Genomic DNA, 13,237 nt, shown 5'->3' with positions numbered 1-13,237 from the left:
CTCTAATACCCGTCTGTAGACTGGCTTTGAAGATCCTGGAGTTCGTAATGCCCCATGAAGGCAACCTGTTACAAGCAGCCGTGGTGTTCCTGCTCGCCGCCGTGCTGACCGTGCCCCTGGCCAAACGCCTGCAATTGGGCGCGGTGCTGGGTTATCTGTTCGCGGGTGTCATCATCGGCCCGTCGGTACTGGGCCTGATCGGCAACCCGCAAAGCGTCGCGCAATTCTCCGAGCTGGGCGTGGTGCTGCTGCTGTTCATCATCGGCCTGGAACTGTCGCCCAAGCGTCTGTGGGTGATGCGCAAGGCGGTGTTTGGCGTGGGCCTGGCGCAGGTACTGCTTACCGGGCTGGTCATGGGGGTGGTGGCGTTGTGGCTGTTTGGCCAGTCGTGGAACAGCGCAATCGTGCTGGGCCTGGGCCTGGCGCTGTCGTCCACCGCCTTTGGCCTGCAAAGCCTGGCCGAACGCAAGGAGCTGAACCAGCCCCACGGCCGCCTGGCGTTTGCCATCCTGTTGTTCCAGGACATCGCTGCAATCCCGCTGATCGCCATGGTGCCGCTGCTGGCGGGCAGCGATCACCCGACCACCGAAGCCCAAGGCCTGCAGCATGTGTTGCAGATCCTCGGCAGCATCGCGGTGGTCATTATCGGCGGACGCTACCTGTTGCGGCCGGTATTCCGCATCGTCGCCAAGACCGGCCTGCGTGAAGTGTCCACCGCCACCGCGCTGCTGGTGGTGATTGGTACGGCGTGGTTGATGGAGCTGGTGGGCGTGTCCATGGCCCTTGGTGCCTTCCTTGCCGGCCTGCTGCTGGCGGATTCGGAGTACCGCCACGAACTGGAATCCCAGATCGAACCGTTCAAGGGTCTGTTGCTGGGCCTGTTCTTCATCAGCGTGGGCATGGGCGCCAACCTCAGCCTGCTGCTCAGCTCGCCGCTGGTAGTGATCGGGCTGACGCTGCTGCTGATCGGGCTGAAACTGCCGTTGCTGTACGCTGTGGGCCGGTGGGTCGGTGACCTCAACCGCGAAAGCGCCCTGCGCCTGGGCGTAGTGCTGGCAGCAGGCGGTGAGTTTGCCTTCGTGGTGTTCAAGATCGGTCGCGACCAGGGCCTGTTCGAACCACACCTCTACGACATCCTGGTACTGACCATCACCTTGTCCATGGCCGTGACACCGCTGCTGCTGTTGGTGTGCCCGAAGCTTTTCAAGCCCAAGGTCAAGCCGGTGGAAGTACCGGAGGAATACCGCACCATCGAGAGCGACGCGCCGCGCGTGGTCATCGCCGGCATGGGTCGTATGGGCCAGATTGTGGCGCGGATCCTGCGCGCGCAGAACATCTCGTTTATCGCCCTGGACACCTCCGTGGAGACCATCGAGCTGACCCGCAGCTTCGGCGGCATGCCGGTGTTCTACGGCGACCCGCAACGCCCCGAGATCCTGCACGCAGCCAAGGTCGACCAGGCAGAGTTCTTCGTGATCGCCATGGACGACCCGGAGATCAACATCAAGACCGCCGAACAGGTGCGCAACCTCTACCCGCACATGAAGATCATCGCCCGTGCACGTAACCGCCAGCACGTGCACCGCCTGGTGGACCTGGACGCCTCGCCGATTCGCGAAACGTTCTACTCCAGCCTGGAGATGAGCCGACGCACCCTGGTGGGCCTCGGCTTGAGCCAGGCACAGGCCGATGCACGCATCACCCGCTTCAAGAACCACGATTTGCAAGTGCTGGCAGCGCAACACGCGGTGTACGACGATGCGGCGAAGGTGATGCAAACCGCTCAGGAAGCCCGGGCAGAACTGGCGCGGCTGTTTGAGATGGATCGACTTGAGGAAGAGTCCGACAAGGTGTGAGGCTACAGGTGAACGATTTTGCGAAAATTCTGACAGAATACGGCGCAATTTCGTTCACCCCTGGAGCGCTTCATGGCCACTTTCACCAAGACCGCCGCCCTGCTGGCCCTCGCGCTGACCGCAGGTAGTGTATTCGCCGCATCCAAGCCGACCACGCAAACCATCTCCACCTTGGGCGGCAAGTTCACCTTCACACTGCCCAAGGCCTACGTTGCCGACACCTTGCCCACCGGCAAGGCTGAAGAGGGCACCGCCGACACCCAAGGCACCTTGTACGCCAACCAGACCACGAAAAGTGTGGTGATCGTCGCCGAAACCGTGCGAAAGGACGGGGTAAACATCGGCGATAACGACGCGCAATTCCTGGATGGCGCCGTGGCTGGCTTCGTCAAGGACCAGAGCGCCGCCCTGCCCGACTTCAAGAAACAGAGCGAGAAGAAACTGACCGTCAAAGGCCTGGGCCTGCGCCAGGTCGACAGCACCGCCACTCAAGGCGGCGGCAAGACGCTGAATTCCACATTCCTGGGCGGTTCGGGCAACCATCTTCTGGTGATCCAGGCGATTTCGCGGGCAGATGATGCCAAAGGGCATGCGGCGTTGGTGAAGCAGATTACCGGCGGGAAATAACCTGGCGCCCCAAGCAACGTCGATCCAATGTGGGAGCTATCGCGGGCACGCCCGCTCCCACATTTTCTGACCGCGTTTATTTCAGGCTTTTTTCCAGCCAGGCCTTGAGGTCCTGCACTTCTGCTTCGCTGATGGTGTGGTTCATGCCGGGATACCCATGAAACTCCGGCTTTAACCCCAACCCCGTCAACACTTCGTTCGCCCGCGTCGCCGAGGCGTAGGGCAGCGCCTGGTCCAGGGTGCCGTGACCGATGAAGATCGCCAATCTACCCAGTGATGCATCCGGCTTGAGCTCAGCCTTGAGCACCGGCAACACGCTGCCACTCAAGGCCGCAATGCCACGCACCAGCGCCGGCCGGCGCAGGCCCACCTCGTAGGACATGATCGCGCCCTGGCTGAAGCCCACCAGGAACACTCGGTCAGGCTGGGTGTGGTACTTGGTGGTGGCTTTGCCGACAAAGTCTTCGATCAGCTTGGCACTGCGCTGCAAGTCGGCGGTTTCGCCATCATACTCGCCGTCACCGGGCGTCTTGGTAAACCAGCGATAGCCGTGCGGGTCTACCGGCATCGGGGCACGGGCCGAGAGGTAAGTCCAGGTGGACGGCAGCGCATCCTTGATGCCGAACAAGTCTTCCTCGTTGCTGCCAAACCCGTGCAGGAAGATCACCAGTGGCTGATTGCGTGCGTCGCCCTGGGTCTGCTCCAGGTACGACAACGGCAAATCGGTGTGCAGCGTCTCGTCGGCATGAGCGGCCCCGACCACCAGGGTCAGCGCCAGGGCAAACAATTTGAGCATGGGACGTTACCTCAGGGTTTGCGTAGCAGATAAGTGTCCATGATCCAGCCATTTTCCAGGCGTGCCGCCTTGCGCACCCGCTCTATGTGTTCAGCCACTTCGCTCACTTTGCCACTGATGAGGATCTCATCCGGAGTCCCCAGGTAGGCGCCCCAGTAGATATCCAGGTCCTGGTCCGCCACCGTGCGGTAGGAGTCTTCGGCGTCAAGCATGACCACCAGGGTGTCGGCATCGCTGGCCTGCCCCGCCGCCAGGCGGCGCCCGGTGGTGATTTCGACCGACTTGCCAATGCGATTGAGCGGCACTTTGTGCTGCGCGGCCAGGGCCTGCACGCTGGTGATGCCAGGGATTACCTCAAACTCAAAGGTGCAGCGGCCACTCGCCAGGATCGCCTGCAGGATGCGAATGGTGCTGTCGTACAAGGCTGGGTCGCCCCAAGCCAGGAAAGCGCCGACTTCACCGTCAGCCATTTCTTCGTTGATCATGCGTTCGAAGGTCTGTTGCTTATCGCGGTTGAGGTCTTGCACGGCGGTGGTGTAATCGATGTTGCCGCGCACACGCTCGGGGCAATCGGCCTCGACGAAGCGGTAGCCGGGTTCGGTGATGTAGGTCTCGCAGATCTCGCGACGCAGGTCGATCAACTTGTCTTTGCTCTGGCCCTTGTCCATCAGGAAAAACACGTTGGTACGGTTGAGCGCTTTCACGGCCTGCATCGTGATGTAGTCAGGGTTGCCGGCGCCAATGCCGATGATCAGGATGCGTTTCATGGGTTGCTCTCATTACGGGGCGTGGATTTTGCCATGTTCATGTGGCCAGGCGTGAGTTTCCAGGCGCAGCCGCCAGGCGTGGTTGAAGCGCAGTTCGGTGGCGGACAACGGCTCGACGTCGATCAAGTAGAACATCGAGATCGGACATTGCATGACGTACAGCACCGCGGCGCGGATCACAAAGGGGTGGGTGACGGCCACCACATGGCCAGGTTGGGACTCCAGGGATTTCATCCACCGGCTAACCCGGGCACACACCTGGTCCACGGATTCCCCGCCGTGAGCGGTACTGGCGCTGTTGCGCCGCCAATCCGACAACTCATCGCGATCAATTTCGTCGATGCCCTTGCCTTTCCAACGGCCAAAGTCACCGTCGCGCAAGGCTTGATCAACGATGGGATGGCTGCCGAACATGCCTGCCGTTTGCCGGGTCCGCGCCTCGGGTCCACACAATAGGCGCAGGTTCTTCTTGTAACGGTCGGCAAGGGACAACTGCGCTTTTTGCCAATCCATGGCAACGGACTCGTCATCGGGAAAACTGCCCCTTTTTTGCAGCGGTGTCACGGCATGGCAAATGAGTGTCAAACGAGTGGCCTGCATCACAATCGCTTCAACGACAAGAATGAGGCCACCAAGACTGGCTTAGTTAGCGCAAGGGTGCAACGCCCTGTGCCAGATACAACACCTGGTAACCCGTGCCGCGATGCTCGGCGTCCAGCGCGCTGTCCGACAAGGTGAACCGTAACAACCGCCACGCCTGCACATCCAGCGCAAGGAACACCGCAAACGTGTCATTGCTCAGCGCCAGCTGTCGATTGCGGCATTTCTCCTCGGCCAGGATCTCGGCCCGATTGGCTCCAGGCGCCAGTGGCCATTCCTCCCGATAAAGACTCAACGCGCCCAGCGCAGGGCCACGCTGTACATCCAGCGGCAACCAGCTCTCGACATGCGGGCGCCCAAAGCTGTCGAGCACTTTCTGAAAGCGCTCGCCCAACAAAAAGTCAGCGGCCTGCAACGGGTCGGCCCACAGGTACACCGACGAATACACATTGGCCCCGTGCTCCTGGGCGACAAATGCCTTGAACAGCAACCCCTCTGCGTTATCCCACAGCGGCCCCAACTGCGCGGCGCGCCGGCGAATCACAGCCATGTCGTAGTCAGCGGGCAAGCGGTGCGAATACTGTTTGGCAAACATGCGCGAACTCCTGTGCAAGATGAGGGTTGAGCTTGCGCAGCGCCGATGATTTCAACAAGATATCACCCGATATAAGTGCGATAAGGATCCGATATGACCGACGCGCCCAAACCGCTGGACATCGATACCGTGCAGGCCTTCGTGCGGGTGGCTGACTTCGCCAGCTTCACCCGCGCCGCCGAAGCCCTCGACACCTCACAGGCGGCGATCAGTCTCAAGCTCAAACGGCTGGAAGAGCGCCTCGGCTATCGCCTGCTCGAACGCACGCCTCGCCACGTGCGGCTGTCGCCCCAGGGCGAACACTTCATCGTCGCCGCCCGTGCCTTGCTCCATGCCCACGAACGCGCCTTGGGCGATATGGGCAACCCTGCACGGCGGCGCCTGGTCATCGGCATCAGCGACCACGTGGCCGGCCCCGACCTGCCGACGTGGCTCAGCCGACTGGCGGCGTATGACCCGTTGGTGATCCTCGAAGTGCGCATCGCCTCCTCCCGCGACCTGGTCGCCGCCTTTGATCGCAACGAACTGGACGCGGTGATCGTGCGCAACGAGGGCGACCGCCAGGACGGCGAAGTGTTGGTGGTGGAGCGCTTCGGCTGGTTCGCCGCACCCACCTGGCAACACACGCCCGGCACGCCACTGCGCATGGCGACCATGGCCGCGCCCTGCGGCGTGCGCCACTTGGCGACACGCGCCCTCGACACCGCGCGCATCGACTGGACAGAAGTATTCGTCGGCGGTGGCGTCATGGCCGTGGGCGCAGCCGTCAGCGCCGGATTGGGCATCGCCGCCCTCGCCCACCGCGTGGCACCGTCTGGCACGGTAGACGTAAGCGAGCAATACGGCTTGCCCGCCTTACCCGTGAGCGAAGTCGTCCTGCACAGTCGCATCACTGATAGCCGCTCCAGGGAAACATTGCGTGCACTGAGCGCCACCTTCCGCGGCGTCCTACGCAGTCCCGTGTAGCAGTCGACCTGCCGGCGAAAGCCGTTGACGATGGCGCCGGGCGCGAGGATTAACATGGACAACGGCCGGGCATGGCCTTGGGCTTTCGCGCCTGACACACTCCACGCTCAACTTGCAGCAGCACGGCTCGCCATGAATCACACCGCTGACTCTCGCAATACTCAACTTGATCGCCTGGCCTTGGCCCTGGCAGTGTTCAAGCACTACGTCGAGATCAAAAACTACGCCCAGCTTCTGGACAACAACCTGCGCTGACCTCACGTTTCAACGACGATTATCTACCCTCGGTGCTCCACGGATTCCAGCACCTGCAACAGTTGCAGCACAGGTGCCGGGGACTCCAGCAGCACGTCGATACCCAGGCTGCCTGGCGCGCCATCGCAAGCCCGGCACCCGGCGCCAGACGCATCGACGGCTATCAGGCGTGTGACATCGCGCAGCTCTGCCAAGCGCCCTTGCGGTGCGCGGACGCCCAAGGCAATGAGTGCGAACTGTCGGTTGATCAGGCGCGCGCCCTGATCGATGAGCAACTGGAGATGGCCGCCGCGGACCCGAGAAAGCGATTCATCTTCCTCGACCTCCATGTAGACCGGCTGCAAAGCAGCCGCCCTATCGCCCAAAGTAGCAACTACCGCTAACCACGATGCGAAGCGAGCCGCTGTTGCTCTTGATCCTGCTCTTGATCCTGCTCTTGATCCTGCTTTTGATCTCAGGCGCCCCATCAAACACGCTGGCCGGAATTCGACAGGGATTTGGGGGGTAAACCGGCAGGGATGCCGGTTTAGCCGCCCCGCGCCATGGAGGGCGCGTGGCGGCGGCCCCCCAAATCCCTGTCGGATTACGGGCACACCGAGCCTAGGCGAGGTGCCGAGTGTTGGGGCAAGAGCCCTTTGGTTACTTTGGGGCTTTTCCAAAGTGACCCGCTGTAAGAGCGGAACCCCTAGCAGCCGTTACCTAGATAACGGATATGTACCCGGTCTGATCCAATCTCCTGGTCGGCTGTCAGGCCGCCTTCGCGGGCAAGCCCGCTCCCACATTTTTGGATCGTGGGGTGACAGGTAGACAGTGGTCGGCTGTCAGGGCGCCTTCGCGGGCAAGCCCGCTCCCACATTTTTGGATCGTGGGGTGACAGGTAGACAGTGGTTGGCTGTCAGGCCGCTTTCGCGGGCAAGCCCGCTCCCACATTTTTGGATCGTAGGGTGACTGGTAGAGAGTGGTTGGATGTCAGGGCGCCTTCGCTGGCAAGCACGCTCCCACATTTTTGGATCGTGGGGTGACAGGTAGACAGTGTTTGGTTGTCAGGGCGCCTTCGCGGGCAAGCCCGCTCCCAGATTTTTGGATCGCGGACTTCAATTAGGTAGCGGTCACCACCACACCCCCTGCACCGCCGCCCGCGTGATGTAGCAGACTCGTTTAACGGAATTTTCATATCCGCTCGCCTAAGATCGCCCACCTCGTTGGGGAGTAACCGGCTTCTGATCCCGTCGGAAGCGTTCGTATCAACATATTCGGCAACCTGCCGTGGTGCGAACACCGTCTTTTCGGTTGGTGAGACCAGCGACACATCCATGCCTGAAGTCGGGCGCGTGGCTGTGTCGTTGTCTCATATAGCCCGACTGGAAGCCTTACCGTGAACCCCATTTCCCTGATCCTCCTCGCCCTGGCCATGTCCACGGATGCCTTTGCGGCAGCCATCGGCAAAGGCTCCAGCCTGCATAAACCCCGCCTCACCGAAGCCCTGCGCGCTGGCCTGATCTTTGGCGTGATCGAAGCCATCACGCCGATGATCGGCTGGGCCATCGGTCACGCGGCCACGCGCTGGGTGGAAAACTGGGACCACTGGATCGCCTTCACCCTGTTGGTCGGGCTGGGGCTGCACATGATCTGGAACGGGTTGAAGGCCGATGATGAAGAAGCCGAGAAACCGACCCAGCATTCGTTCATGATCCTGGCTGTCACGGCGTTTGCCACCAGCATCGACGCACTGGCGGTCGGCGTTGGCCTGGCGTTTGTGGACGTGAACATCCTGGTGGCGGCGGCCGCGATTGGCCTGGCGACCATGACCATGGTGACGCTCGGCATGATGCTTGGACGAGCGTTGGGCACGGTGGTGGGCAAGCGCGCCGAGATGGTCGGTGGTGGGGTGCTGATGATGGTGGGCGCGACGATCCTGTACGAACATCTCTCGGCCTGAAGCACCGCCCACCACTCAAAATGGCCGCTCTATGTGGGAGCCGGGCTTGCCCGCGATGCAATCAACTCGGTGCATCTTAAATGCCGAGGTGCTTGTATCGCAGGCAAGCCATCTCCCGCAAAGAGCCGCTAGCACCGATGCGTCATCGGGGGTATCAGGCGGCGTGGCTTTCTTTTTTCAGGCTGTCCATGTCGATCACGAACCGGTACTTCACGTCCCCCTTGAGCATCCGCTCATAGGCCTCGTTGATGCCCTGGATATCGATCATTTCGATGTCCGAGACAATCCCATGCTTGGCGCAGAAATCCAGCATGTCCTGGGTCTCCTGGATGCCGCCAATGAGCGAGCCGGCCAGGCTGCGACGCTTGAAGATCAGGTTGAATACCGTCGGCGACGGGTGCGGGCTGTCGGGGGCACCGACCAGGGTCATGGTGCCGTCGCGCTTGAGCAGATTGAGGAACGCATCGAGATCATGCGGCGCGGCAACCGTATTGAGGATGAAGTCCAGGCTGTTGGCGACCTTGGCCATTTCGTCCGGGTTCTTGGACACCACCACTTGATCGGCGCCCAGGCGCAGGCCGTCTTCGCGCTTATTGGGTGACGTGGTGAACAGCGTCACATGAGCGCCCATGGCATGCGCGATTTTCACCGCCATATGGCCCAGGCCACCCAAGCCGACCACGCCGACCTTCTTGCCGGGGCCGACCTTCCAGTGATGCAGTGGCGAATAGGTGGTGATACCCGCACACAGCAACGGCGCCACGGCCGCCAGGTTGGAATCGTCATGGGAGATGCGCAGCACGAACTTTTCCTTGACCACGATGCTGTCCGAATAGCCGCCGAAGGTGTTTTCGCCGCCGAACACCGGACCGTTGTAGGTGCCGGTAAAGCCGTTCTCGCAGTATTGTTCCTCGCCCTCGGCGCAGGACGCGCAGTGCTGGCAACTGTCGACCATGCAACCGACGCCGGCCAGGTCACCGACCTTGAACGCTTGCACATTGGCGCCTACCGCCGTGACGCGCCCAACGATTTCATGGCCGGGCACGGAGGGATACAGGGTGTTGTTCCACTCGTTGCGCGCGGTGTGCAGGTCAGAGTGGCAGACGCCGCAATAGAGAATATCGATCTGTACGTCATCAGCCCCCGGCGCGCGGCGCTCGAAGGTAAAGGGCTTGAGGGAATCCTTGGCGTTCTGGGCGGCGTAGCTGTAAGTCTTGGCCATTTCGTTCACCTGTGTGATCTGACGGTTGTGTGTGATCCGACGTAAGAGATCAGTGGACCAGCATAGACGCCGAACCGTTCAACCGAGCACACGCGTACAAGCCCTTCGTCCGGTTTAACGCAATAGTGAGGCTGAATTGTTTTGCCCACCCTCACAGGAGTTTTCCATGAGCACCTTCGTTGCCAAAGACGGTACCCAGATTTATTTCAAGGACTGGGGCAGCGGTAAGCCCGTGTTGTTCAGCCATGGCTGGCCGCTGGATGCGGACATGTGGGAATACCAGATGGAATACCTGAGCAGCCGCGGTTTTCGCACCATCGCGTTTGACCGCCGTGGCTTTGGTCGGTCGGACCAGCCGTGGACCGGTAACGACTACGACACCTTCGCCGATGATATCGCCCAGTTGATCGAGCACCTGAACCTCAAGGACGTGACCCTGGTGGGCTTCTCCATGGGCGGTGGCGACGTCGCCCGCTACATCGCCCGCCATGGCAGTGCCCGCGTTGCCGGCCTGGTGTTGCTGGGCGCGGTGACGCCGCTGTTCGGCCAGAAGCCGGACTACCCACAAGGCGTGCCGCTCGACGTGTTCGCCGGGTTCAAGGCCGAGTTGCTGAAGGATCGCGCGCAATTCATCAGCGATTTCAACACACCGTTCTACGGCATCAACAAGGGCCAGAAGGTCTCCGCCGGCGTACAGGCCCAGACCTTGCAAATCGCCCTGCTGGCGTCACTGAAATCCACCGTGGATTGCGTCACCGTGTTCTCCGAAACCGACTTCCGTCCGGACATGACCAAGATCGACGTGCCAACCCTGGTCATCCATGGCGACGGTGACCAGGTCGTGCCGTTCGAAACCACCGGTAAAGTAGCGGCCGCCTCGATCAAGGGCGCCGAGCTGAAGGTGTACAAGGACGCCCCCCACGGGTTCGCTGTAACCCATGCCCAGGCGTTGAATGAAGACCTGCTGGCGTTCCTGAACCGCTGAAAACACCCTCTCCTTGTTTGGCCGGGCTTGCCCGGCCTTTTTTTGCTCAAGAGAAACGCTGAGTCAGCACCAGGCGTCCCGGCCCACTGATCAACAAGGCGGTGAAAATGATCAGCAGCAGCCAGCCGAACTGCGCCTCGAACAGCGTCCACTCCGGATGCACCACCCCCAAGGCGATCAGCAGCACACAGAGGACCGGCAGGCACGCCAGGCGCACCAGCACGCCAGCCATGATCAGCAGCGGGCACAACACTTCGGCGAATATCGCCAGCAGCAGCGTGACCGACGCGCCCAGGTGGAACGGGTCCTCGATGAGTTTCAATTGCTCGCTGTAGTTGAGCAGCTTGGGCAAGCCATGTACCCACAACAGGAACAACGCCCCGCTGACGCGCAGAAACAATAGCCCCAGGTCCTGACGTTTCGATTCGTGCATACGTACTCTCGGTGGTTGACATACAGGTCGATTGTGTCGACAACGCCCGCCGCACGCTTGCAAGCCTGTGCTGACCTCAGTCCCCCGTGCCCGCGAACGCCGCGACGATTTCATCGATCACTGCGCGCACCCGTGCGGTGTGGCGCAGGTCGGCGTGGGTCACCAGCCAGACGTCATATGGCAATGGCCGCGTGCGCTGCGGCCACAGGCGCACCAGCCCATCCATCTCGCCGGTGTGCACCGGGATCTCGCCGATGCCAATGCCGGCTGCGATGGAACGGCGCACCAGCAGGCTGGAACTCAAGGTCGCGACAATGCGCCCGCGCCCCAGGGGTTCCGAGACCAGGGTCAGGTCTTTCTGGCCTTGCAGGTAGGGTTGGTAGGCCACCAGGTCATGGCCTTCGAACAGGCTGCCGGGTTCGGGCGCACCGTGGCGGTCGATGTAGCCCTGGGATGCGAACAGCCCGACCGGCCACCGTGCAATGCGCCGGGCGATCAGGTCGGGGTTGTCCGGGCGAGTATTGCGCACGGCGATATCGGCTTCGCGCTTGGCCAGGCTGAGGATCTGGGTGGACGCGTCCAGTTGAACGCGCACGTCGGGGTGTTTGTCGTGCAGGCGGGCGATGGCCGGAATCAGGAAGTCGATGGCCAGGGAATCGGTGGTGGTCACCCGTACTGTGCCAGTCAGGCGGTCATCCAGGCCTTGGACCTGGCGTTGCAGGTCGAGGGCCGAGCGCTCCATGTTCGCCACCGACAGCAACGCCGCTTCGCCGACCGCCGTGAGCGCATAGCCCTCGCGGGTGCGCAGGAACAAGGTGGCGTTCAAGGACTTTTCCAGGGCGTTGATCCTTCGACCCACGGTGGCCTGGTCCACACCTAATACCCTGGCGGCGCCGCGCAACGTCGACTCGCGGCAAACCGCCAGGAACACCCGTGCATCATCCCAATTCATCGATGCCTCCAATGCTGCATAAATGCATCGCAGCGCTGCCAAATCGCAGCATTATTGCATCAACAATCCTGGATACACTGGTCCCCAGAGAAAAACTTCTGACGTGCCAGCCTGGAAATCGCTGGACAGTATTGCGCTGAACCGCCGACCGCTCGACACGGTCCCACCCCATACGCTCATCGCTGCAGGTAATCTGAAATGACGCTTCCCAAAGAAATGACCTTGATCGAAATCACTACCCCCGGCGCGCCTGAAGTGCTGCAACCGCGCCGGGCCGAGGTGCCGGTCGCCGGCCCCGGCGAGATACTGATCCGCGTGCATGCCGCCGGGGTCAACCGCCCCGATGCCTTGCAACGTGCAGGCAAGTACCCGATGAAACCCGGCATGAGCCCGATTCCAGGCTTGGAAGTGGCCGGGGAAGTGGTCGCGCTGGGCGATGGCGTGAGCGAATACGTCATCGGTGACAAAGTCTGTGCCTTGACCAATGGCGGGGGTTACGCGCAGTTCTGCAGCGTACCGGCCAGCCAGGCCCTGCCGATCCCCGAGGGCATGGACTGGATTCAGGCCGCCGCCGTGCCGGAGACCTTCTTTACCGTGTGGGCCAACCTCTTCGGTCTCGGCGGGGCACACAAAGGCCAGCGCGTGCTGATCCACGGCGGCACCAGCGGCATCGGCACCACCGCCCTGATGCTGTGCCGCGAGTTCGGTATCCAGGCCTTCGCCACTGCCGGCAGTGCCGACAAGTGTGCAGCGATTACCAAGCTGGGCGCCGAAGCGATCAATTATCGCGAGCAGGACTTTGCCGAGGTCATTGCCAAGCAGACTGCTGACAAAGGCGTGAACGTGATCCTCGACATCATGGGAGCCTCCTACCTGAACAACAACATCAAGTCCTTGGCCATGGACGGCCACTTGGTGATGCTGGGCTTCCTCGGTGGCGGCAAGGCCAACGACGTCGACCTGTTGAGCATCCTGGGCAAACGCGCGGTGATTACCGGCTCGCTGTTGCGTGCACGCACCAGGGATGAAAAGGCCGCGATTGCCGAACAGCTACGCGAATACGTATGGCCGGTGCTGGCCGCCGGGCGGTGCCTGCCGATCATCGACAAAGTCTACGAATACACCGACGCCGCCCAGGCCCATGCGCGGATGGAGGGCGGCGATCATATCGGCAAGATTGTGTTGCGGGTGCAATAACACCGGGGGCTGGCTTTTGTGGGAGCTGGCATCGCTAGCCAGCTTCC

General features: G+C 61.8%; 15 protein-coding genes. 7 read left to right on the top strand and 8 right to left on the bottom strand.

The window, feature by feature from the left end; genetic code table 11:
- Positions 1–47 precede the first annotated feature (47 nt).
- On the top strand, positions 48–1,856 hold the full coding sequence (locus tag ATH90_RS11190; protein WP_069023101.1) for a monovalent cation:proton antiporter-2 (CPA2) family protein: 1,809 nt from the start codon (positions 48–50) through the stop codon (positions 1,854–1,856).
- Positions 1,857–1,928: 72 nt separating this feature from the next.
- The gene (locus ATH90_RS11185; RefSeq protein ID WP_069023099.1) at positions 1,929–2,483 is read left to right on the top strand and encodes a DcrB/PsbP domain-containing protein; all 555 of its coding nucleotides are present in this window, start codon (positions 1,929–1,931) and stop codon (positions 2,481–2,483) included.
- Positions 2,484–2,559: 76 nt separating this feature from the next.
- On the opposite strand, the gene ATH90_RS11180 is transcribed toward ATH90_RS11185, so the two are convergent.
- From ATH90_RS11180 to ATH90_RS11165, 4 genes are read right to left on the bottom strand one after another with little or no spacing between them, the layout of a single operon-like run.
- The gene (locus ATH90_RS11180; RefSeq protein WP_098466266.1) at positions 2,560–3,279 is read right to left on the bottom strand and encodes an alpha/beta hydrolase; all 720 of its coding nucleotides are present in this window, start codon (positions 3,277–3,279) and stop codon (positions 2,560–2,562) included.
- Positions 3,280–3,290: 11 nt separating this feature from the next.
- Complete coding sequence (cobF, locus tag ATH90_RS11175; protein ID WP_098466265.1) at positions 3,291–4,046, bottom strand: precorrin-6A synthase (deacetylating); 756 nt, start codon at positions 4,044–4,046, stop codon at positions 3,291–3,293.
- Positions 4,047–4,058: 12 nt separating this feature from the next.
- Positions 4,059–4,646, bottom strand: coding sequence for a histidine phosphatase family protein (locus ATH90_RS11170; protein ID WP_098466264.1), 588 nt, complete (start codon positions 4,644–4,646; stop codon positions 4,059–4,061).
- 46 nt (positions 4,647–4,692) lie between these two features.
- Positions 4,693–5,241, bottom strand: coding sequence for a DUF4865 family protein (locus ATH90_RS11165; RefSeq protein ID WP_098466263.1), 549 nt, complete (start codon positions 5,239–5,241; stop codon positions 4,693–4,695).
- Between the two features lie 93 nt (positions 5,242–5,334).
- Between ATH90_RS11165 and ATH90_RS11160 the strand changes: the two genes are divergently transcribed.
- Both ATH90_RS11160 and ATH90_RS29710 read left to right on the top strand, forming a co-directional pair.
- Positions 5,335–6,207, top strand: coding sequence for a LysR family transcriptional regulator (locus tag ATH90_RS11160; RefSeq protein ID WP_069023088.1), 873 nt, complete (start codon positions 5,335–5,337; stop codon positions 6,205–6,207).
- Between the two features lie 132 nt (positions 6,208–6,339).
- The gene (locus tag ATH90_RS29710; RefSeq protein WP_280523642.1) at positions 6,340–6,462 is read left to right on the top strand and encodes a hypothetical protein; all 123 of its coding nucleotides are present in this window, start codon (positions 6,340–6,342) and stop codon (positions 6,460–6,462) included.
- Positions 6,463–6,485: 23 nt separating this feature from the next.
- On the opposite strand, the gene ATH90_RS11155 is transcribed toward ATH90_RS29710, so the two are convergent.
- Positions 6,486–6,737: a hypothetical protein gene (locus ATH90_RS11155; RefSeq protein WP_141537474.1), complete on the bottom strand. Its 252-nt coding sequence runs from the start codon at positions 6,735–6,737 to the stop codon at positions 6,486–6,488.
- A gap of 1,100 nt (positions 6,738–7,837) precedes the next feature.
- On the opposite strand from ATH90_RS11155, the gene mntP reads away from it, so the two are divergent.
- On the top strand, positions 7,838–8,401 hold the full coding sequence (mntP, locus tag ATH90_RS11145) for a manganese efflux pump MntP (protein ID WP_098466261.1): 564 nt from the start codon (positions 7,838–7,840) through the stop codon (positions 8,399–8,401).
- Positions 8,402–8,555: 154 nt separating this feature from the next.
- On the opposite strand, the gene ATH90_RS11140 is transcribed toward mntP, so the two are convergent.
- On the bottom strand, positions 8,556–9,623 hold the full coding sequence (locus ATH90_RS11140; RefSeq protein WP_034103885.1) for an NAD(P)-dependent alcohol dehydrogenase: 1,068 nt from the start codon (positions 9,621–9,623) through the stop codon (positions 8,556–8,558).
- A 166-nt stretch (positions 9,624–9,789) separates the two neighbouring features.
- On the opposite strand from ATH90_RS11140, the gene ATH90_RS11135 reads away from it, so the two are divergent.
- The gene (locus tag ATH90_RS11135; RefSeq protein ID WP_098466260.1) at positions 9,790–10,608 is read left to right on the top strand and encodes an alpha/beta fold hydrolase; all 819 of its coding nucleotides are present in this window, start codon (positions 9,790–9,792) and stop codon (positions 10,606–10,608) included.
- Between the two features lie 46 nt (positions 10,609–10,654).
- Here ATH90_RS11135 and ATH90_RS11130 read toward each other — a convergent pair whose 3' ends face one another.
- Together ATH90_RS11130 and ATH90_RS11125 are read right to left on the bottom strand one after the other, a co-directional pair.
- A complete protein-coding gene (locus ATH90_RS11130; RefSeq protein ID WP_098466259.1) occupies positions 10,655–11,041 on the bottom strand; it encodes a DoxX family protein in 387 nt (128 codons plus the stop codon).
- Positions 11,042–11,117: 76 nt separating this feature from the next.
- Positions 11,118–11,993 carry a LysR family transcriptional regulator gene (locus tag ATH90_RS11125; RefSeq protein WP_034103879.1) on the bottom strand — a complete coding sequence of 292 codons (876 nt, stop codon included), beginning with the start codon at positions 11,991–11,993 and terminating at the stop codon, positions 11,118–11,120.
- 198 nt (positions 11,994–12,191) lie between these two features.
- Here ATH90_RS11125 and ATH90_RS11120 point away from each other — a divergent pair, with 198 nt between their 5' ends.
- Positions 12,192–13,190, top strand: a complete 999-nt coding sequence (locus tag ATH90_RS11120) for an NAD(P)H-quinone oxidoreductase (protein ID WP_098466258.1) — start codon at positions 12,192–12,194, stop codon at positions 13,188–13,190.
- Positions 13,191–13,237 lie beyond the last annotated feature (47 nt).

It is taken from the genome of Pseudomonas lurida (assembly GCF_002563895.1).
Classification (GTDB): domain Bacteria; phylum Pseudomonadota; class Gammaproteobacteria; order Pseudomonadales; family Pseudomonadaceae; genus Aquipseudomonas; species Aquipseudomonas lurida.
This window is presented reverse-complemented; position numbering and strand designations above follow the sequence as displayed.